General features: G+C 33.3%; 21 protein-coding genes. 14 read left to right on the top strand and 7 right to left on the bottom strand.

What is annotated here, in order from left to right; genetic code table 11:
• Positions 1-136 precede the first annotated feature (136 nt).
• Positions 137-1,474, bottom strand: a complete 1,338-nt coding sequence (locus tag ACF91D_RS17095) for an APC family permease (RefSeq protein ID WP_107526599.1) — start codon at positions 1,472-1,474, stop codon at positions 137-139.
• A 188-nt stretch (positions 1,475-1,662) separates the two neighbouring features.
• Here ACF91D_RS17095 and ACF91D_RS17090 point away from each other — a divergent pair, with 188 nt between their 5' ends.
• The 7 genes from ACF91D_RS17090 to ACF91D_RS17060 all read left to right on the top strand — a co-directional run bounded on the left by ACF91D_RS17090 (position 1,663) and on the right by ACF91D_RS17060 (position 7,566).
• Positions 1,663-2,253: a YdeI/OmpD-associated family protein gene (locus ACF91D_RS17090; protein ID WP_107526600.1), complete on the top strand. Its 591-nt coding sequence runs from the start codon at positions 1,663-1,665 to the stop codon at positions 2,251-2,253.
• A 100-nt stretch (positions 2,254-2,353) separates the two neighbouring features.
• Positions 2,354-2,914, top strand: coding sequence for a TetR/AcrR family transcriptional regulator (locus ACF91D_RS17085; protein WP_107511845.1), 561 nt, complete (start codon positions 2,354-2,356; stop codon positions 2,912-2,914).
• A 406-nt stretch (positions 2,915-3,320) separates the two neighbouring features.
• Positions 3,321-4,499, top strand: coding sequence for a betaine/proline/choline family ABC transporter ATP-binding protein (locus tag ACF91D_RS17080; RefSeq protein ID WP_107526601.1), 1,179 nt, complete (start codon positions 3,321-3,323; stop codon positions 4,497-4,499).
• Positions 4,499-5,134, top strand: coding sequence for an ABC transporter permease (locus ACF91D_RS17075; RefSeq protein WP_107511847.1), 636 nt, complete (start codon positions 4,499-4,501; stop codon positions 5,132-5,134). Before ACF91D_RS17080 ends, ACF91D_RS17075 begins: the two co-directional genes overlap by 1 nt.
• Positions 5,135-5,149: 15 nt before the next feature.
• Positions 5,150-6,094 (top strand): osmoprotectant ABC transporter substrate-binding protein, encoded by a 945-nt coding sequence (locus tag ACF91D_RS17070; RefSeq protein WP_107526603.1) that lies wholly within the window; start codon positions 5,150-5,152, stop codon positions 6,092-6,094.
• Positions 6,094-6,786 (top strand): ABC transporter permease, encoded by a 693-nt coding sequence (locus ACF91D_RS17065; RefSeq protein WP_042739234.1) that lies wholly within the window; start codon positions 6,094-6,096, stop codon positions 6,784-6,786. Before ACF91D_RS17070 ends, ACF91D_RS17065 begins: the two co-directional genes overlap by 1 nt.
• Positions 6,787-6,804: 18 nt before the next feature.
• Complete coding sequence (locus ACF91D_RS17060; protein WP_107526604.1) at positions 6,805-7,566, top strand: alpha/beta hydrolase; 762 nt, start codon at positions 6,805-6,807, stop codon at positions 7,564-7,566.
• A gap of 207 nt (positions 7,567-7,773) precedes the next feature.
• Here the strand turns inward: ACF91D_RS17060 and lrgB are convergent, their stop codons facing one another.
• From lrgB to ACF91D_RS17040, 4 genes are all read right to left on the bottom strand, one after another.
• Positions 7,774-8,475 (bottom strand): antiholin-like protein LrgB, encoded by a 702-nt coding sequence (gene lrgB, locus ACF91D_RS17055; RefSeq protein ID WP_107511849.1) that lies wholly within the window; start codon positions 8,473-8,475, stop codon positions 7,774-7,776.
• Positions 8,472-8,909, bottom strand: a complete 438-nt coding sequence (lrgA, locus tag ACF91D_RS17050) for an antiholin-like murein hydrolase modulator LrgA (RefSeq protein ID WP_107526605.1) — start codon at positions 8,907-8,909, stop codon at positions 8,472-8,474. Before lrgA ends, lrgB begins: the two co-directional genes overlap by 4 nt.
• A gap of 119 nt (positions 8,910-9,028) precedes the next feature.
• Positions 9,029-9,784 carry a response regulator transcription factor LytR gene (locus ACF91D_RS17045; RefSeq protein ID WP_107526606.1) on the bottom strand — a complete coding sequence of 252 codons (756 nt, stop codon included), beginning with the start codon at positions 9,782-9,784 and terminating at the stop codon, positions 9,029-9,031.
• A complete protein-coding gene (locus tag ACF91D_RS17040; RefSeq protein WP_107591329.1) occupies positions 9,781-11,538 on the bottom strand; it encodes a sensor histidine kinase in 1,758 nt (585 codons plus the stop codon). Before ACF91D_RS17040 ends, ACF91D_RS17045 begins: the two co-directional genes overlap by 4 nt.
• 436 nt (positions 11,539-11,974) lie before the next feature.
• On the opposite strand from ACF91D_RS17040, the gene ACF91D_RS17035 reads away from it, so the two are divergent.
• The 7 genes from ACF91D_RS17035 (at position 11,975) to pcp (ending at position 19,075) form a co-directional block, all read left to right on the top strand.
• Entirely contained in the window at positions 11,975-13,366 is a 1,392-nt protein-coding gene (locus ACF91D_RS17035) for an MFS transporter (protein WP_042739240.1), read from the top strand.
• Between the two features lie 146 nt (positions 13,367-13,512).
• Positions 13,513-14,277 (top strand): MerR family transcriptional regulator, encoded by a 765-nt coding sequence (locus tag ACF91D_RS17030; protein WP_107526608.1) that lies wholly within the window; start codon positions 13,513-13,515, stop codon positions 14,275-14,277.
• 188 nt (positions 14,278-14,465) lie between these two features.
• On the top strand, positions 14,466-16,064 hold the full coding sequence (locus ACF91D_RS17025) for a M20/M25/M40 family metallo-hydrolase (RefSeq protein ID WP_107526609.1): 1,599 nt from the start codon (positions 14,466-14,468) through the stop codon (positions 16,062-16,064).
• Between the two features lie 111 nt (positions 16,065-16,175).
• A complete protein-coding gene (locus ACF91D_RS17020) occupies positions 16,176-16,616 on the top strand; it encodes a DUF805 domain-containing protein (RefSeq protein WP_042739243.1) in 441 nt (146 codons plus the stop codon).
• A 168-nt stretch (positions 16,617-16,784) separates the two neighbouring features.
• The gene (locus tag ACF91D_RS17015) at positions 16,785-17,489 is read left to right on the top strand and encodes a DUF969 domain-containing protein (RefSeq protein ID WP_107526610.1); all 705 of its coding nucleotides are present in this window, start codon (positions 16,785-16,787) and stop codon (positions 17,487-17,489) included.
• Positions 17,482-18,408 (top strand): DUF979 domain-containing protein, encoded by a 927-nt coding sequence (locus ACF91D_RS17010; RefSeq protein ID WP_107526614.1) that lies wholly within the window; start codon positions 17,482-17,484, stop codon positions 18,406-18,408. Before ACF91D_RS17015 ends, ACF91D_RS17010 begins: the two co-directional genes overlap by 8 nt.
• Positions 18,409-18,433: 25 nt before the next feature.
• Positions 18,434-19,075: a pyroglutamyl-peptidase I gene (gene pcp / locus ACF91D_RS17005; RefSeq protein WP_107526611.1), complete on the top strand. Its 642-nt coding sequence runs from the start codon at positions 18,434-18,436 to the stop codon at positions 19,073-19,075.
• Positions 19,076-19,406: 331 nt separating this feature from the next.
• Here pcp and ACF91D_RS17000 read toward each other — a convergent pair whose 3' ends face one another.
• A complete protein-coding gene (locus ACF91D_RS17000; RefSeq protein ID WP_107526612.1) occupies positions 19,407-19,907 on the bottom strand; it encodes a GNAT family N-acetyltransferase in 501 nt (166 codons plus the stop codon).
• Between the two features lie 134 nt (positions 19,908-20,041).
• Positions 20,042-20,854, bottom strand: coding sequence for a membrane protein insertase YidC (yidC, locus tag ACF91D_RS16995; RefSeq protein ID WP_107527702.1), 813 nt, complete (start codon positions 20,852-20,854; stop codon positions 20,042-20,044).
• Between the last annotated feature and the right edge of the window lie 28 nt (positions 20,855-20,882).

The following is a 20,882-nucleotide window of genomic DNA, read 5'->3' as shown; positions in this document are numbered from 1 at the left end:
GAGACATTAATGTGTGTCCTTATAAGTTAGCACTGAAAAGTGAACAACTTATAAGGAACGATGCACACTGAAGTGTTTGTCATCCTACTTTTTTAATGTTTTTTATATGATATTTATTGTACTAATGAGAGATGTATTATTTTGAAGTACTAAGCGCAATATGTTGAGTGGACAAGTTAGCTCTTTTATTCGAAAAGTGTGCCACACCCAAAGCAAATAAAATATAAAGTAATGTACCAATGATATAACCCGTCTTTAAATCTGAGATAAGTAAATAACTTTGGTAAATTAAGACGATAATAGAGCTAACGGCAATTGTTACTAATAAAGGATAAGGAACCTTTAAAGGCGAATTACGATAGGCTTCGGGATATTTTTTAGGTAATTGAGTCACTGCTAATGCAGGAAATGCAAAGACAATTAATGAAATACCTGTTCCAAGTTGTGCTACTACATTTAACGACATGCCAGTAATGATTGGGATGACCCCTATTAGATAAAAAATAAATAATAGCCAATGAGGTGTGCCAAATCGTTGGTTAACTTGACCTAATGATTTAGGGAGATAACCATCTTTGATAGCAATCAATAAACTTTTTGTAACCCATGTAAATGTAGAATTTAGCGTTGTGGCGAGAGCGAACATCGCACCTCCTACCATAAAAAATATAAACGCAGGTGTCGGTAATACCTTATGCGCTACACTCGTAAGTGGTTGACCTGCAACTTCTGGTATCGGTAATACACCAACCGCAATAGAAGCTATAAAAGCATAAAGTAATCCAACAAATATTGTAGCCACAATAATCACAATAGGGATATCGCGTTTAGGATTTTTCATTTCACCACCAAGTTCTGCTACTACTTGTGCACCACCTGTAGCAAAGGATACTAGACCTACTGCAGTAAAGAATCCGGTAAAGCCATCAGGGAACATTGTAGGTGTGTTGAAGACCTTGAAGTTAACATGTGGGAATCCTAAAATAATAAAGCATGATAATGCAATAATCAATGTGATAACCATTAAATTACCAACTATAGAAGCGGATTTCACTCCGACAATATTGACGATGAACAATAATGTTATAAGTATAAATGAAACTGTTCTTATTGGGATGCCAGGTAACAAACCTTCTAAATATTGTGCGAAGGACAGTGCATAGAGCGACAAAGTGATTTGCACTAACATGAACAATAACAACCAAAAAATACCAACCTTTGGTGATAATAATCGACTTGTATATTGGTACATACCACCAGTAGTTGGTAAAGCAGAACCTAATATTGCAATAGGAAACATTGTCAGTAATGTGATAAGAGACGATAATATAAAGGCTGGTGTAATACCACTACCGGTCATTTGAATGCCAATACCTGTGAGAGACATGACCCCAGCTCCGATTATTTGTCCAATGGCAATGCCCATGACATCTGTGAAGCCTAATACTTTCTTCAAATTATTCGTTTGTTCCATTTAATCACCCCTATAAAATTTAAATATTCAAAAATGAATAAAAATAGAATAGCATAGATTATACATAATTCCTAGTATGTTTATCGGAAAACTTTGTTTGGATGTCGATTTTGATTAATTATAGATTAAATAGGGCAAATCATAGTAAGATATGAATATACTGAAATCATTAAATTGGGGGATTATAAATGGTTGAAAATAACAGTAAAGTTGATGCGTTTATAGAAAAATTAAATCAGTGGCAAGATGAATTTAAGATACTACGAAGATGGATTCAAGAAACTGAATTAGATGAAGATTATAAATGGATGCATCCATGCTATACCTTAAATAATAAAAATGTGGTGATTATTCAAGATTTCAAGCATTATTGTGCATTGCTTTTTGAAAAAGGTGCCATTATGGAAGATCCTTATCAGACTTTAATTCAACAGACTAAAAATGTTCAAGCTGCAAGACAGTTACGTTTTGAAAGTTTGGAAGAAATTAGCAAGAGAGAAGAGGAAATAAAGTGGTATCTTGCAGAAGCAATTCGAATTGAAAAGTCTGGTAAAAAAGTACCTATGAAATCAACTGAAGAGTATGAAATGCCTGAAGAATTAAGTAATAAATTTGAGGCAATGCCGGCACTCAAGGAAGCTTTTTATAAATTAACGCCTGGTAGACAAAGACAATATATGTATCATATTGGACAAGCAAAAAGAGCCGCTACAAGAGAACAACGTGTTGAAAAATACGTTGATCACATATTGAATGGTAAAGGTTTGAATGATAAATAGCTATGCTTTATAAAACGATTAGTTACAAGATTATAATGTTAGTTATTAAAAAATATAGTAATATCTAACAGTAAAATTATTTAAGAAAGTAGGTGTATGAATGCCTAGAACTTCAAAGAAAACGCAATTATTAGATGCTGCAGCAGCGATTGTTAATGAATACGGTAGTGAGTACCTCACTTTAGATGCCGTTGCAAAGCGTGCGGGCGTGAGCAAGGGAGGTTTACTATATCATTTTAAAAGTAAGACAGCTTTAATTGAAGGACTTGTGGATCACGCTGACAAAATATATCGGAATAATGTAGCTGAAAGGGTAGCTGCCGATATTCATGAACAAGGTAAATGGTTGCGTGCATTTGTAGAAGCTACTCGTGAACATCGCTCTGAAAATGCCGCAATTACATCAAGTATGTTAGCAGCAGAAGGAAATAATAGACATTTGTTATCGCCGTTACAAGAAACCTACAAGATATGGCAATCATACATTGAAAATGATGGTCTAGATAAGATTGATGCAACGATTATGAGATTGGCAGTCGATGGTTTATGGTTATCTGAAATTTTTGGTTTGGATGCCTTAGATGAGTCGATGCGTGAAGCAGTTTTAGAAAGACTAACAAATTATTCAAAATCGACAACAAATCGTACATTTGAACAATAAATTAAATTAATTATTCACATGATGTAAATAAGTGTGAATCGCTTCTATCTAAAGGGAATGACCGAGGTTTAAACTTCGCTCATTCCCTTAAATTTGATGGTTGTAGGGTTGTAACTAAACCGTCCAGTTGGTACACTAACCAATGTATCTTGCTTATAATAGTTAAATAAAGTGTATTTTTTAGGGAAGTTAGGGTATCTAAATAATTGTAGGATGAACAAAATAAAGTTTGAATGCGTCGTGTATAGCGTTTTCAAAGAAATGATTTATATGCTCATACAAATGAAGGGCTATTTGTGCTCATGTTTTTACTTATTTTAGAATTTGTATAACATCCACAAGTAGCCCTTTTATCTTTTTTACGATTGAAAATAAAACATACATAGCATTAGAAAGGAATGGCCATATGTTAAAGATTGAAAATTTAACTAAAATCTATGGTGGTGGGAAAAAAGCCGTAGATAATATTTCATTAGATATAGAGTCTGGGGAATTTATAGCATTTATTGGTACTAGTGGTAGTGGTAAGACGACCGCATTGCGAATGATTAATAGGATGATAGAGGCAACAGAAGGAACCATTTATATCGATGGCAAAAATGTACGTAAAATGAATCCGGTAGAATTACGTAGAGAAATTGGTTATGTCATTCAACAAATTGGTTTGATGCCACACATGACTATTAAAGAAAATATCGTTTTAGTGCCTAAATTGTTGAAATGGTCCCAAGAAAAGAAAGAAGCAAAAGCAAAAGAATTAATTAAATTAGTCGACTTACCAGAATCATATTTGGATCGTTATCCTTCGCAATTATCTGGCGGTCAACAACAACGTATTGGTGTAGTGAGAGCGTTGGCTGCTGAACAAGATATTATTCTTATGGATGAACCGTTTGGTGCTTTAGACCCAATTACACGAGATACATTGCAAGATTTGGTTAAAGAATTACAGCAAAAATTAGGTAAGACATTTATTTTTGTAACGCATGATATGGATGAGGCGATTAAATTAGCAGATAAAATTTGTATTATGTCAGAAGGACGTGTAGTGCAATTCGATACACCTGATAATATTTTGCGGTACCCAGCCAATGATTTCGTGCGTGACTTTATTGGTCAAAATAGATTGATCCAAGACCGACCAAATATGCGAACAGTAGAAGATGCAATGATTAAACCAGTTACAGTGCATGCAGATAGTTCATTAGATGAAGCGGTTAAAATCATGCGTGAACGACGTGTTGATACAATCTTTGTCACAGGAAAAAATGAAAAGTTACTTGGTTATTTAGATATTGAAGACATTAACCAAGGTTTAAGAGCGAAAAAAGAGCTAATTGATACTATGCAACGTGATATTTATCGTGTGCGCATAGATAGTAAATTACAAGATTCAGTGCGCACAATATTGAAACGAAATGTACGTAATGTACCTGTTGTAGACAAAGATGGTCAAACATTAATCGGTCTAGTAACAAGAGCTAATTTAGTTGATATCGTATACGATAGCATCTGGGGTGATGAAACAACTGAGAGCGAACAAGATGCCATCGTTGAGCCGGAAAATTTGGGAGCTGATAAATAATGAAAGCATTTCTTGAACAATATGGCGGTCAATTGATATCGAAGACGGTAGAACATTTCTACATATCAATCATTGCATTATTGATTGCAATTGTTGTAGCTGTTCCGATAGGGATATTATTATCAAAATTAAAACGTACTTCGAATATTGTATTGACGATTGCAGGTGTGTTGCAGACCATTCCAACATTGGCAGTGTTAGCTGTAATGATACCTATATTTGGTGTCGGTAAAATGCCAGCAATTGTCGCATTGTTTTTATATGTCTTGTTACCAATATTAAATAATACGGTTATTGGTGTTCAAAATATTGATAAAAATATTAAAGAAGCTGGAACGAGTATGGGGATGACACGATTCCAATTAATGAAAGATGTAGAGCTACCATTGGCATTACCATTAATATTAGGAGGCATCCGATTGTCTTCGGTTTACGTAATTAGCTGGGCCACACTAGCCAGTTATGTTGGTGCAGGTGGATTAGGCGATTTCGTCTTTAATGGATTGAATTTGTATGATCCGATGATGATTGTCAGTGCAGCGATTCTAGTAACGCTATTAGCCTTAGTCGTTGATTTTGTATTATCTAGAATTGAAAAGTGGGCTGTGCCAAAGGGATTAAAGGTTTCCAGATAACTGAAGGAGGACATTATGAGAAAGGTTAAGCAATTTACGATACTGCTTGTATTGTGTCTAACGGTGTTGACTGGCTGTAGCCTCCCTGGCTTAGGTGGTAAAAGTACGGATGATGATGTCAAAATCACAGCTGTAGCAACGAGTGAGTCTCAAATCATGTCACATATGTTGAGACTATTAATAGAACACGATACACATGGGAAAATAAAGCCAACATTAATTAATAATTTAGGATCCAGTACGATTCAACATAATGCATTAGTTAACGGAGATGCCAATATGTCTGGTGCACGCTATGACGGTACAGATTTAACAGGTGCATTAAAGGAAAAGCCAATCAAAGATCCTAAAAAAGCCATGCAAGTCACACAAGAAGGATTTCAAAAGAAATTTAATCAAACATTCTTTGATTCGTATGGTTTTGCTAATACGTATGCATTTATGGTGACGAAAGAAACTGCAGAAAAATATAATTTAAAAACGGTTTCTGATTTAGAACGTCATAGTAAGGCGTTACGATTAGGGGTCGATAGTTCATGGTTAAACCGTGAAGGTGATGGCTACAAAGGCTTTACCCAAGCTTATGGGTACAAATTTAATACGGTAAGACCAATGCAAATTGGCCTCGTATACGATGCATTGAAATCAAGAAATTTAGATGTAGCAGTGGGATATTCAACGGATGGACGTATTGCCGCATATGATTTAAAAGTATTAAAAGATGACAAACGGTTCTTCCCACCATATGATGCGAGTGCTGTAGCAACGAATAAATTATTGAATAAGCATCCTGAATTAAGACCAATTATAAAAAAATTACACAATAAAGTGTCGACGAAAGATATGCAAATTTTAAATTATCAAGCTGATGGCGAAGGTCAAGAACCTGCAGTTGTTGCTGAAAAATTCTTGAAAAAACATAATTATTTTGAAAAAGATGTGAAAGGTGGTCAAAAATAATGGAAGGCAATTTAATCCAACAATTAATTGAATATTATGCTGTGAACTTTGGCTACCTATGGGATTTATTCATCAAACATTTACTGATGTCGGTCTACGGGGTATTATTTGCTGCAATCGTTGGTATACCTTTAGGTATTATAATTGCAAGATATAGCAAATTATCTTGGATTATTATAACCATTGCAAATATTATTCAGACAGTACCAGTGATTGCTATGTTAGCTATATTAATGCTAATTATGGGCTTAGGGCCAAATACAGTTGTAGTGACAGTATTTTTCTATGCATTACTACCGATAATAAAAAATACATTTGACGGTATCAACGGTGTCGATGAAAATATTAAAGATGCTGGTAAGGGGATGGGTATGACACGTAATCAAGTATTACGCATGATTGAATTACCATTGTCATTATCGGTTATATTAGGTGGTTTGAGAATCGCATTAGTCGTAGCAATTGGAGTAGTGGCGGTCGGATCATTTATAGGTGCACCTACCTTAGGTGATATCGTTATTCGTGGTACGAATGCAACAGATGGAACAACTTTCATATTAGCTGGTGCAATTCCTATCGCTTTAATTGCTATTTTAATAGACGTTGGTTTAAGATTATTAGAAAAACGTCTCGATCCTTCTCAAAAGAGTATAAAAGAACAGAAACATCAACCTCAAGGGATTGACCGATAGAGAAAGGGCTGTTTAAATTTGGCAATACTTTCAATTCATTATAAATCAAAAACGATAGGCATGAGTCACCCATTCACGGTAATTTTACCTGAAGATGATAGTCACTTTAACTCAGCAACACCACCTAAGAAACTAAAAACATTACTGCTGTTACATGGTTTATCAAGTGATGAAACATCATATACACGTTATACAAGTATTGAACGATACGCTGAAGCGCAACAATTAGCTATTATTATGCCTAAAGCAGACCATAGTGGTTATAGTAATATGGCATTTGGACATAAATATTATGATTATATTTTAGAAGTATTTGATTATGCACATCAAATACTGCCTCTTTCAACACAGCGAGAGGATAACTTCATTGCAGGTCATTCGATGGGTGGTTATGGAACGATTAAATATGCATTGATGGAAGGGCATCGATTTAGTAAGGCCGCACCACTATCTTCTGTATTTAATCCACAACTATTACTTAATATTGATTGGCACGATTTTTCCGGCGAAGCAATTGCGGGAATTGATAAGGAAACAGAACAGACAGAACTTGATCCTTATTATTTAGTAGAACAAGTAGGCACAGAGCAGCGTGCAGTACCCGAGTTACTCATTATGTGTGGAACAGAAGATGAATTACTAAGTGACAATAAACAATTTATAAAATGTTTAGATGCGAACCATATTGACTATCATTTTGAAGAAGGACCGGGGAAACATGATTATGAATACTGGGATAAAGCTATTAAACGCGCAATTGATTGGTTTATGACACCATAGTGAAAATTCGACAACGTCATAAATCAAATTTAAAAATATGATTATACCAATACATTGATTCATACGATATTGCACTTTAATCACTATATTTTGTGAGAAGATAGAGTCGTTAAACTTTAATAATATGATTTAAAAAAACAGCCAATAAAATTCATTTATCGGCTGTTTTTTGTGAGTTTTTGTCGAGATTGCTCACTATAGTTATTCTTATAGTAAAACTGTGGCTAAGATAGGTGCAACAATTACGACAATTACCCCTACAATTACTAGAGAAATCGATGCCATTGAAGCTTCTGTTTCTCCAAATTCTTGAGCTGACGATACACCTAAAGAGTGACCGCTTGTTCCTAATGCTAAACCACGAGCAATAGGATTGGTAATATTGAATAGTTTAATTAATTTAGTTCCCAGTGCATATATAATCACACCATTTAAGATAACGGCTAAAGAAGTTAATTCCTTAATACCGCCAATGTCTGCTGAAACAGGTAGCGCAATAGCTGTTGTAGCGCCTTGAGGTAACATCGATGCGATAATATCATTAGAAAATTGGAACAATCCAGCTATAAGGTAAATACAGATAAGTGCAGCAGTTGTCCCTAAAGTGATACCACCTAAAATTTGAACCCAATATTTTTTCAAAACTTCTCTACGTTTATATAAAGGAATAGCAAAACAAATTGTTGCAGGCTCTAAGAAAAAGTTGATAATGTCTCCACCAATTTTATAATTTTCATAACTGATTCCAGTGATTTTTAGAAATGCAATACCTACAACCATTGATACAAATAACGGTGTGAATAGGAAAAAGCCGTTTGTCTTTTTAAAAAGCATTGTCGCTATGATAAAAGGAATAAGAGATAATAAAATACCGAAATAGGGTGTGTTAATACCTAAATGTTCAATCATATTTTTTCCTCCGCAAATTTATGTTTTTTAACTTTTCTAGGGATAAAGGATTTTGTAATTAACATTTGAGAGAAAAATCCAGTACATAATAATAATAAAAGTGTTGAGATTATAATTAATAAAATAATGAGTATTGGACTAGAACTTAATACACCGAGTGAGTTAATGACTGAGACTCCGGCTGGTACAAATAAGAACCCAATATTATTTGTTAATGTTGTTCCAACTTTTTCTACTTGGCCTAATTTAACAATGCCCGTACATAATGCGATAAATAATAATACTAAACCGATGACCGAAGCTGGCATAGGGATTGGCATAAAGCTTTCGATAATATTTGAAATAAGTAAAATAATTGCAATCACTAATGACTGATGGAAAAAGTTGTAAGTCTTTGATGTGTTTTCTGTGGTTTGTTTTTTGTTTGCTTCCATAGTATAAGCCCCCTGTATTAATCTTGACTTCATTATAAAATGAAAGCGATTTCTACAGAGGGCTTTTACTGTGAGTTACAAATTGTTTATGCTGAGTTGCATAAATGTCAGGTTAACTGTCAATTAAGACCCATTGCTATTTTAAATTGTTTCATGTAAGAACGACTGACTTGTACTTTTAACTGATTTGACATGGTTAATTGATAGGTATAATTAAACCAATGTTCTATCGTTTGTATGTGTGATTGGTTGATAATTGTAGCGCGATGCACACGCATAAATTGACTACCTGAGAGTCTCTTTTCATAATGATTTAACGGTTCAGTTGTCTGGAAGTCATCTGATTTAGTATGAATGGTAGTAATACCGTTATTAACGGATATGGCTATGATATCAGTATGATTAATGATATGGATACGTTCGTCTACTTCAATTGGTAAGGTAGCATGAGTATCGTCTGATTGGTCGTTTTGTGTCGTTACATTTATCGTTTTTGAATTTGGTTCATGTTGCATTGTGAGTGCACTTTCAACTTTACTGAGCGCTTGAGCGATGCGCTGTTGTTCGAAAGGCTTTAAAATATAATCTATTGCATTTAGTTCAAATGCCTTTACAGCATATGTGTCATGGGCAGTTGCAAAGATAATAAAGGGTTGACGTTTCATTTTTTTAATTTTTTCGGCTAATGCCAAACCACTCTCATCCATTAAATTAATATCGAGAAAGATGACATCATAATCATCATAAAGTAAGAGTTCTAAAGTCTCAGAAATCGTTTCAGATTCATCAATTGTTTCAAAATGACGAATTTCATTCAATAAATAACGAAGTTCGTTTCTTGCTAATGGCTCGTCGTCCACTATGATTGCTTTCATAAATTTGCCTCCTCAGTTAAATGGTAAGGGATAGTATAACTGACAATAGTACCAGCATGATTAGATTGAAAATGTAAATTTGCAGTATTGCCAAAAAGACCATCTAAACGTCGATTTAGATTTTCTAGTGCACTTCCAGTACCAGATTCTGAATTTACAGTTGTCGTCCCAATAATGTTTAATTTATCAGCTGGGATACCTTGGCCATTATCATGTACCGATATATTTAACCCTTTATCAGTTTGCTTAGCAATAACTTGTATATAGTTATTTGATTTTCTATTTTTAAAGGCATGTTTTACTGCATTTTCTATTAATATCTGTATGGCAAATGGGGGCACTAAGGCATTATAGCAATTTCTGTCTATAATAAATTCTACTTCAAAGCGATCTGGATAACGTGCTTGTTCTAATGATAAATAAGCTTTGACTTGTTGTAATTCCTTTTCCAGTGAAATGAGATTATTTCGTGCACCTTGCAAATTAGAACGGAAAAATTGACTTAATTGTAATAATAACGTGCGTGCTTTTTCACTATCAATACGTACCAGTGCTGAAATTGTATTAATGGCATTGAAAAAGAAGTGTGGATTAACTTGTGCTTGCAATGACTTAATTTCTGCATCACGTACAAGTGCACTTTGTGTCTCAGCTTCACCCAGCTCTAATTGACTAGAAAAAATATCCGCTAAACCTGTTGCTAATTGTTTGTCTGCATAGGTAACGTCATTGACATTGGTAAAGTATAGCTTTAATGTGCCAACGACTTTATCCTTAATTCTTAAAGGTACAACGATGGCAGCTTGAAGTGGGCAACCTGGATGGTTGCAGCCAATATCTTCACTAGAATAAGCTTCTTTAAGCGTTCCAGATTGAATTGCTTCTTTAGACAGATTAGTAATGATTGCCTTTTGTGCGACGTGGTGATCACTTGCGACCCCAACATGAGTAAGTATATCCTTTCTGTTGGTAATTGCTACGGCAGAAACTTGCATTAAATTCAGTATGATTTCTGCCGCTTTTTTAGCGGATTGTTCATTTAAGCCAGAACGGAAATAAGGCAATGTTTGATTGGCTAATTGCAGTACATCATGTGTCTGGATTGCTCTTGTCTCTTCTTCCTTTTTAATTGTAGAAAGTATAATCGATAAGAAGATAGCTGTACCGATTGAGTTAATTGAAATCATAGGTAAGGCAATTAATTTTACAAGTGTCCAAGCATGTTCTGTATTATTAGAAAAGATTAATATACAGAGCATTTGTATAATTTCAGTTGTACCACCAATTAAAGCACCCTTCAGGATTGTTGGATATCGACGGGCGCGTATCGCTTTATGACCGAAATAACCGGAAACTAAGGCAATGACGATTGATGAAATTAAATAGATATATGCATCAGCACCGCCTATATAAACACGATAGAGACCGGAAATAATTGCCACGGCAATAGCGACAAATGGACCGCCAATTAAGCCTGATACTCCAATTGTTAATACACGTGTGTTGGCTAGTGATGCGTCAGGAGCAAGGTGCTTATATACTGCACCATTGACGACTTGATCTCCTAAAATTTGAACGCCTGTAAAGTTAGACAAGATTGAAAAGCATCCAAAAATGATAATCAATTGCCATTGGGAATGACGTTTATCACGTTCATTCATCATTGTTTTAAAATGATTGATATTCATAAGTATATAAGCAATTAAAATAATTAAACCAACGCGTTCCAATAATAAAATAAATAAATTAAACATAGTAACCGCCTTCGAAATTCAGTTTATAGAATTATTATACTAAAGAATAATCAAATCAACATACTCATGCTGACTTAATATCTGGTGAATAAATAAAAGTTAATATTTCAGAAATTTAATTCAGATCAATTTGCTAATATAAAAGTTTACTTTTACACGATAAGAGCTAGTTTTTAGCTTTTGTATTTTTAAAGTGGTAATGTAGATATATTGGTTTAAAATAATAAACATAATCTGAAGTAATTTGAGTTAGATTTAATAGCATTTTACTTTTATTGTTTTGTTAAACCTTATTATATTTTTATAGGAATCGTTTTGAAATAGATATAGACTTTTTTAGAAGGAATACGTATTGGTATGAACTTTAAAGGCGTGTATATCCATTTTGAAATGTATGTCCTTGAATCACTCGGATATATTAGGAGGAAATTGAATTATGGAAACATCACAAACCTTTAAAGGAGATAATAAACTTCTTTTTGGGATTTTTTTAGGTGTGATAACTTTTTGGTTATTCGCTTCATCATTAGTGAACATTGTACCAGATTTAGAATCATCTTTTGATGCTAACTATGGCACAATTAATGTCGCGGTCAGTCTAACGTCACTATTATGTGGATTATTTGTCGTGGGGGCAGGTGGTCTTGCTGATCGTTATGGCAGAGTAAAAATGACTTATATAGGTTTAATCTTAAGTGTCATTGGTTCATTGATGATTATCATTCCTGGGTTTACATCTTTATTGGTTATCGGTAGAGCAGTACAAGGTTTGTCAGCGGCATTTATCATGCCATCAACATTAGCAATTATTAATGAATATTATATTGGACGTGAGCGTCAACGTGCTTTAAGTTACTGGTCTATTGGTTCTTGGGGTGGAACAGGGATCTGTTCATTCTTCGGAGGCATTATGTCAACGTTTATTGGTTGGCGTTCAATATTTATTATCTCTATTATCGTAGCATTGTTAGCGATGTACTTAATCAAACATACGCCTGAAACAAAAGGTGTACAAACCGAAGTTTCAAAACGTGCTAAATTCGATATTGGAGGATTAGTAATCTTAATTATTTCAATGTTAAGTTTGAATTTAATTATTACTAAAACTGAGGACTATGGTTTGTTCTCGACAGCTATCATCTCTTTAATTATATTATTTGTAATTTCGTTAATTGCATTTATTTTATTTGAAAATAGAATTAAAAATCCATTAATCGATTTCAAGTTATTTAAACATAAAGGTTATAGTGGCGCTGTCGTATCGAACTTCTTGCTCAATGCAGTTGCCGGTACGTTAATCGTTGCAAATACCTATTTCCAATCTGGGTTACACTTTAGTTCATTCCAATCAGGTGTAATGACAATCACTTACCTGATTGCAGTACTAGTAATGATAAGAGTTGGTGAGAAAATACTGCAATCCGTTGGTCCTAAACGACCAATGTTAATCGGTGCTGCTTTAAATGCTTTAGGTATCGTTATGATATCACTCACATTTTTACCAACAGTACCATATGTCATTATGTGTGTATTAGGTTATCTTGTTTACGGTGTAGGTCTAGGATTATATGCCACACCTTCAACAGATACAGCAGTTTCAACAGCTCCTGAAGATAAAGTAGGGGTTGCATCAGGTGTTTATAAGATGGCTTCATCTTTAGGTAACTCATTTGGTGTTGCAATTTCAGGGTCATTATTCAGTGTAATGACTGCAGTTTATAATATTCATATCGGTGCAATGTACGGATTACTATTTAATGCTGCATTAGCAATTATTGCATTTATTGCTGTTTATTTATTAGTACCAAAAAGTCAGTATAATAATTAATACGAAATAAGGCATAATGGAGAGGCTTGAATTAAACAAAACGTTTAATTCAAGTCTTTTTTTGTTATATAAATAAAAAATTGATTTTCCACTTGAGGTTAACCTTACGTTAGGGACTAATATCGTATATAACAAGGAGGGAAAGTATGGAATATACAATAAGTCAGTTAGCAACATTATCAAACGTAACGACACGTACTTTGAGATATTATGATCAAATAGGATTACTTAAACCTAGTTATATTAATGATTCTGGGTACCGTATTTATACCAGTGAAGAAGTTGATAAATTACAACAGATTGTATTCTTTCGGGAACAAGATGTCAGCATTGCAGATATTAAGCATATTTTAACGGCATCACAATTTAATCAAATTGAAGCATTAAATCATCATGTTGTTAAGTTAAAGGAAAAAAGAAATAGAATTGAAAATATTATAAAAACTGTGGAAAAAACAATTGCTAGTAAAAAAGGAGAGTTTGAGATGACAGACCAAGAAAAATTTGAAGGTTTTAAAGCGCAAGTCATACGCAATAATGAAGAAAAATATGGTGCACAAATCAGAAATGATTACGGTGATGAAACGATTGATAATAGCAATTATAAATTTCAATCGATGACCAAAGAGGATTATCAAGCATTTAAAGACTTAGAACAAGAAATTATTGAGTTGTTGATTGAGGCAACTTATATAGGGAATCCATCTTCGCCATTAGCAAAACAATTGGTTACGAAACATAAGCAATGGTTAATGTACACCTGGAAAGATTATACAGAAGAAGCACACGCCGGATTAGCAGAAATATATATTACGGATGATTCATTTTCGCATTATTACAATCAACATATAGAAGGAGGGGCACAATTTTTAAGAGATGCTATTATGCATTATCTTGGTAAAGAAATTTAGAATGCAATGACAATCAAATTAAGTAATAAACCATCATATGTTGAAGTGAAATGACATAATATTAAGTGTATCTCTCTATAAACAGCTATTTATAATAAGTGTATATTTTCCACTAAAAAGTTATAATAAATTGCATATGAAAAATAAACCATATTATAATTAATTAAATGATTATAAGGGGGCTTTGTATGGAGAAGTTATTGTGGCAAACATATGAAGAAAGACAGGAATTGTTAACACGACTGGTCAATCATCAGACGATTACGCATTCTACAGGAGAAAGGACATTTCCAAGCTTTGTGAAGCAATTACTGTTACAGCTTAATTATTTTCAAGAGCATAAAGATCATATTCACTTAGTGCAAACAGAAGATGATAAAGAGGCGGTCTTGGCATTTTATCAAGCTCCAACTTCTAAAAAGACCATCACATTAATCAGTCATTATGACACAGTTGGTATAGAGGATTATGGTTCTTTTCAATCAGAAGCTACAAATCCTGAAGCGTTGAAGAAAATATTTCAGCAATATAGTAATTATCTAAGTGAGGAAGCGGTTGAAGATTTAAATAGTGACACATATCTATTTGGTAGGGGAATTATGGATATGAAAGCTGGCTTAATGCTACATTTGTCATTGATAGAATTAGCAACTGTAGAACAGTGGGATATTAACTTAGTACTCATAACGGTACCAGATGAAGAAGTGAATTCTTCAGGTATGAGAAAAGCTGTATTAAAATTGGCAGAATTGACTAAACAATATCAATTAAGTATTCAACTTCATTTAAATAGTGAGCCAACATTTCAACAGAGTGGTTTAGAAGAAGCACATTATATTTATTCTGGATCAATAGGAAAGATTATGCCTGGGGTCTTATGCTATGGAAAAGAAACACATGTTGGCAATCCGTTTGAAGGTGTTAGTTCGAATTATATGATGAGTTATATTAACCAAGCGATTGAATACAATACAGCATTTAAAGAAACATATGAGCAAGAATCAACCCCTGTGCCAGTTTCATTAATATGTAAAGATAATAAACAAGCATATGATGTACAAACACCATTTAGAACCTTTAGCTTATATAATTTATTTTTATATCAGCGCATGCCAAAGCAAGTATATCGTCAATTTATTGATACAGTAATTTCAGCAATTGAACGTTGTGAGAACAATTTATTAAATATTTTAGAAACAGAAAGCTTACCATTTGAGACAAAGATAAATGTGTTGACCTATGAACAATTATTAGATTATGCAATCAAGCAACATGGTAAAGGTAAGGTTCAGCAAATCATTGATGAAGCAATTGGTAAAACGTCTGAATTAAATTTACAGAGTGTTGCTGTAGTTGATGAATTAATACAATTATGCAGAGATATAACGCCAGCTGTGGTAACATTCTTTGCAACTCCATATTATCCTGCTGTCAATGCATCAGATAATCAACAATTACAAAGTATCATTGCTCATGTACAGCAGTTGATGTTAACTGAATTTAATCGTACGAGCAATCATGTGCATTACTTTAATGGTATTAGTGATTCAAGTTATCTCAAATTTGATGGTGATTTAGAACAGATAGAGGTATACGAACGTAACGCACCTAACTTTAGACGTACGTATGATATACCATTTTCAGCAATTAAAGAGATTAGTGCACCAACATTATTATGTGGACCAATTGGAAAGGATGCACATAAAGTCAGTGAAAGGCTACATAAAGCAAGTGCATTTAAGGAATTACCTATAATTTTAAAAAGTATAATAAAACAATATATTTAACCGATTATTTAAAATTTTATTGTGCATGGATTTATGATGAAAAGGGTATGAACAGTAAGGACAATATCTCGGATATAAAGTTAATGCAAGGAAAAATGGAGTGGTTGTAAAATGTTAGAAGCCTATAAGGATTTTTGGAAAAGATATGTCGACTTTAAAGGGAAATCCAATCGATTACAGTTTTGGACCCCGGTGTTAATACATATTATAGTCGTATTTGTTGTCGCATTAATTGGTGTAATCAGTTTTATTACCGGTGCTTTTATTATTAGTGCAATATTGTCAGCGCTTGTCGGTATTTTTGGATTGGCAATTATTGTACCGATGATTGCAGTAACATTGCGACGCTTCTATGATGCAGGTAGGAAACGTCTTTCTGCAATTATTTTAATTGCATTTTCAGTGCTCATTAATATAACATTTGATATTGTTCAAATTAATAGTGTAGCAATCAGTTTAAATATTATTGAGTTAATAAGTACAATTTTACTAATTTATGTCACGTTACTACCTTCAAAATCTACGTCAGATGAAGCGTTGAAGTGGCTATAAAATGTAACATTTCTAATAAATAATGAAATATATTATACATTTGATTAATCCCTTTTTCTTATAACAGCTCACTTGTTATTGGAAAAGGGAATTTTTTTATAAAAATGTCTGAAAATTCAAACTTTATAAGTTTGATAAGTTATACTGTTTTTAAAGGAGTGTAAAAAAATGGAATGGTTAAAATTAATTGGAATTCTTATTATTGTATTAGGGTTTATTTTTAAAATCGACACAATTGCTGTTATACTCACTGCTGCTATTGTAACGGGACTAGTATCTGGGTTAGATATTGTTGCCATATTGGAAACGCTTGGCAAAGCATTTGTCGATAATCGATTGGTGACTTTATTTATATTAACACTGCCTATGGTAGGCTTAATAGAACGATTTGGATTGAAAACACAGGCATCTCGACTAATTGGGAAGGTAAAGCAAGTCACAAGTGGTAGATTGATGACTATTTATTTAATTATACGCGAATTAGCAGGAGTCGCTTCTATTAGAATTGGTGGTCACCCACAATTTGTCAGACCTTTAATTAATCCAATGGTACAAGGTGCCTTAAAAACAAGGTATGATCTGAAAGATGAGGACATAGACGCTAAGGACATAGAAAAAATTAAAGCTCAAACTTCTGCAATGGAAAATTATGGTAATTTCTTTGGACAAAATTTATTTGTAGGAGCAGCAGGAATATTGTTAATGGTCGGTACTTTCAAATCATTAAAGATAAAGGTAGAAGCAATGGACTTGGTTTTTGCCTCATTACCCATTGCAGTAATAGTCTTAATTATTGTTTGGTTAAATAATATTTTATTTGATAAATATTTAGATAAAAAGTATGCACGTAAGAAGGTGAAACATGATGAGTGAATCACTGTTGAATCAGATTTTAGAAATTTTTTACATACTGATAGGCTTACAGTTACTATATACAGCTAGTCGCGTATTAAAAGCTAAGCAACACAAAAAAAGATATGGGACGGCATTGTTTTGGATATTATTAGCAGTCATATTTATGTTTGGACCTTATTTACCAAATGTTATTAATGGTATATTTATTGTGTTAATGGGGGTACTTACATTATTTAAACAAGTCGTAATTATCAATATAGTAGATGTTAACGAGCAACAAGGAGATCAAGGATCTACGCGATTTGGCAACAAACTATTTATACCTGCAATTGTTTTGGCTGCTGTAGCTATAATAGTATCGAATTGGACACCTTTAGGAGGGGCAATTGGTTTAGGTGTGTCATCTGTAATTGGTCTAATCAGTGCCTATTGGATTATTAAACCAAAATTTAAATTTATAGGCTATGATAGCGATAGGTTAACACAACAGATTGGCACAGTAGGTATTCTACCTCAATTTTTGGCGGCATTAGGTGTATTATTTACAGTTAGTGGTGTTGGTAATGTTATTTCTAAAGGAATTTCTAACATTATTCCTGAAGGTAATCATTTTATTGGGGCAGTTGCATATGTGTTAGGCATGGTATTGTTTACCATGTTAATGGGCAATGCCTTTGCTGCATTTACCGTTATTACAGCTAGTATTGGATTACCCTTTGTTATTGCACAAGGTGGAGACCCTGTCATTGCTGGTGCCTTGGCAATGACAGGCGGATTTTGTGGCACATTATTAACACCGATGGCAGCAAACTTTAATACATTACCTGTAGCTTTATTAGAGATGAAAGAAGAATTTGGTGTTATAAAAGCACAAGCACCAATTGCTGCAATATTGATTATTGTACATATTGGTTTAATGTATTTTTGGGCTTTTTAAATTAAAAACAAGGTGGTTTTGAAATATGAAAATGTTAGTAACAGGGTTTGATCCTTTTGGTGGAGAAGTATTAAATCCAGCATGGGAAGCGGTAAAATTACTTCCAGATAGAATTGGAAATCATACAGTAGATAAATTAGAAATACCGACTGTATTTAATAAATCTAAGGATTTAGTAGAATCAAAATTACAAAATGAGACTTATGACATAGTGATAGCAATTGGACAAGCTGGAGGCAGGTTTGAGATTACACCAGAACGTGTTGGTATCAATATTGATGATGCACGTATTCCTGATAATGATGGTCAACAACCTATTGATAAAAAGATTCAGGGGGATGGTGCGACAGCATACTTTTCTAATTTACCAGTAAAACGTATGACCGAAGCTATGAAAGCACAGGGCGTACCAGCAAGTTTATCTCATTCAGCAGGAACATTTGTCTGTAATCATATCTTGTATCAGTTAGGTTATTTACATGAACAGAAATTCCCAAATATTAAATTTGGTTTTATTCATGTCCCATTTATCCCTGAACAGGTTGTTCATAAAGCAAACCAGCCATCCATGTCACTCGACACAATTGTGAAAGGATTAACTGCAGCTATTGAAGCAGCATTTGATTCGGATGAAGATATCAAGATTGCTTTAGGATCTACACATTAAATTATATGAAAGCCTTGTGCATTAAATATATGTTTGACAAAAAATGTCATTTATAGCGCTTTGAAATGTTATAAGGTATTAATGGATCCGAGAATTAGACTAGAAAACTTAATTGTTTTAAAGAAACAGTATTAGAATGATTGAGAGAGCAACTAAAATGACTAAATGCCTAGACGTTATCAACTTCTTAGTTTGGAAGAATATAATAATTAGTATTAATATAAAGAATACCCACCAAAAAGACCGAATCTTTTGGTGGGGTTTATTTATTTTAGAAATTATTTTCTAGATTGCTTTATACTTGATTTTTAAGGACTTACAAATTGAATATTTAATTATCGTGGTCTTGTCTAATATAAGTCATTTGTATTTCATTATACATTTTTCCGAAATATACTGGCTGACGTGCATCAGTTTGTTTAAAACCGATTTGTTCATAGAATTGTATAGCATTATCGTTCTCTTCAACTACCCACAATGTAACATTATCTGGAAACGAAAGTTCAAGTGCGCGTTGGGTAAGGGCGAATCCAATCATATGGTGTTGGTAATCTTCTAATAAGTAAAGCGCATATATCTCACTCCAATCGTCTGTTGAAGTAGGATGTTTAACCTTACCATATGAAATAAAGCCCACGACCTCATTATCTACAATAGCAACTAAAGTTGGCGCATCATGTAATGAAGATTTTTTTATAAATTGTTCTTTATCGAGATTCTCAAGGTAATCATTTACTGAGATGTCATTATATGTTTCCATCCAGCTTTCATAATGGACAATAGCTTTACCGTGTTTGTCAGCTTCTGTTAAAGGTCTAATTGTAAATTCCATACAATACCCCCCTCGCAATATAAATTGATTATATTATAGCACCATTAATTTTAAAAAAGAAATTATTAAATCGCTTATATTGTTTGTTAAATTGATATTTAGAATAAATTGAAATTATGGATACTATAGTTATATTAGCTGTGCGATTGAGATTGATTAAGTGATGCTTGTAATGCTTTTGCTTCTATTTGTGCTTTTTGTCGGTAGTATTTATGTGCGAAATGCATTTGTATAATTAAAAATAAGCCCCCTACAGTCCAATATAAACCTAAAGCGGCAGCAGAATGCAGTGAAATATATGTTATGAAAATAGGGGATAATACCATTAAAACATAGTAACTTGTTCGTTGATCTTTTGGATAATGTCTTGAGTTTACTAAAGGTTGGAAGAAATATACGATTGCTGCAATCAGTGAAATCCATAAATTAGGTTCTGTTAAATTAAACCAAAGAAAGTGAGGATAACGATCAATACCATCACTACTTGGATATTTCAATGTGATAATCAAACCATATAGGATAGGAAGTTGTATTAATATTGGCAGACATCCAATCATATTTTTATAAGGGTTGATATCGTATTTTTTGTATAAGTTAATTAATGCTTGATTGTGTTTTAATTTTTCTTCTTGTGTTTCAGAGTCTTTAATATGCTTTTTTAATTCATCAATTTCAGGCTTTACGATTTGTGTCTTTTCTCGCATCATATGCATGTTTTTAACTTGCATAACCATAAATGGTAACAGAAATAATCTAATAATAACTACAATAGTAATAATTGCGAGACCATAGTTTTCGCCATATAGATGTCCGAGACTATGCAATAGCCAATCTATGGGCTTAACAAAAATAACGTTAAATAAACTTTGGTGGTGTTCACTGTGTGTATTGTCACATGCTGTCAGTAAAATAGGAATAAATAACAAGCTAATCCATCTACGCTGCATCTATGGCATCCTCCAAAAAATGTTTTTT

It is taken from the genome of Staphylococcus sp. 231237_7MaSpsaltlick, from assembly GCF_043107035.1.
Note: the sequence above shows the minus strand (reverse complement) of the source record. Positions and strands in the feature narration are given on the sequence as shown.

Coding starts and splice junctions, on each gene's coding strand:
- ACF91D_RS17095 (WP_107526599.1), bottom strand. CDS start 1,474: ATGGAACAAACGAATAATTTGAAGAAAGTATTAGGCTTCACAGATGTC.
- ACF91D_RS17090 (WP_107526600.1), top strand. CDS start 1,663: ATGGTTGAAAATAACAGTAAAGTTGATGCGTTTATAGAAAAATTAAAT.
- ACF91D_RS17085 (WP_107511845.1), top strand. CDS start 2,354: ATGCCTAGAACTTCAAAGAAAACGCAATTATTAGATGCTGCAGCAGCG.
- ACF91D_RS17080 (WP_107526601.1), top strand. CDS start 3,321: ATGTTAAAGATTGAAAATTTAACTAAAATCTATGGTGGTGGGAAAAAA.
- ACF91D_RS17075 (WP_107511847.1), top strand. CDS start 4,499: ATGAAAGCATTTCTTGAACAATATGGCGGTCAATTGATATCGAAGACG.
- ACF91D_RS17070 (WP_107526603.1), top strand. CDS start 5,150: ATGAGAAAGGTTAAGCAATTTACGATACTGCTTGTATTGTGTCTAACG.
- ACF91D_RS17065 (WP_042739234.1), top strand. CDS start 6,094: ATGGAAGGCAATTTAATCCAACAATTAATTGAATATTATGCTGTGAAC.
- lrgB (WP_107511849.1), bottom strand. CDS start 8,475: ATGATTGAACATTTAGGTATTAACACACCCTATTTCGGTATTTTATTA.
- lrgA (WP_107526605.1), bottom strand. CDS start 8,909: ATGGAAGCAAACAAAAAACAAACCACAGAAAACACATCAAAGACTTAC.
- ACF91D_RS17045 (WP_107526606.1), bottom strand. CDS start 9,784: ATGAAAGCAATCATAGTGGACGACGAGCCATTAGCAAGAAACGAACTT.
- ACF91D_RS17040 (WP_107591329.1), bottom strand. CDS start 11,538: ATGTTTAATTTATTTATTTTATTATTGGAACGCGTTGGTTTAATTATT.
- ACF91D_RS17035 (WP_042739240.1), top strand. CDS start 11,975: ATGGAAACATCACAAACCTTTAAAGGAGATAATAAACTTCTTTTTGGG.
- ACF91D_RS17030 (WP_107526608.1), top strand. CDS start 13,513: ATGGAATATACAATAAGTCAGTTAGCAACATTATCAAACGTAACGACA.
- ACF91D_RS17025 (WP_107526609.1), top strand. CDS start 14,466: ATGGAGAAGTTATTGTGGCAAACATATGAAGAAAGACAGGAATTGTTA.
- ACF91D_RS17020 (WP_042739243.1), top strand. CDS start 16,176: ATGTTAGAAGCCTATAAGGATTTTTGGAAAAGATATGTCGACTTTAAA.
- ACF91D_RS17015 (WP_107526610.1), top strand. CDS start 16,785: ATGGAATGGTTAAAATTAATTGGAATTCTTATTATTGTATTAGGGTTT.
- ACF91D_RS17010 (WP_107526614.1), top strand. CDS start 17,482: ATGAGTGAATCACTGTTGAATCAGATTTTAGAAATTTTTTACATACTG.
- pcp (WP_107526611.1), top strand. CDS start 18,434: ATGAAAATGTTAGTAACAGGGTTTGATCCTTTTGGTGGAGAAGTATTA.
- ACF91D_RS17000 (WP_107526612.1), bottom strand. CDS start 19,907: ATGGAATTTACAATTAGACCTTTAACAGAAGCTGACAAACACGGTAAA.
- yidC (WP_107527702.1), bottom strand. CDS start 20,854: ATGCAGCGTAGATGGATTAGCTTGTTATTTATTCCTATTTTACTGACA.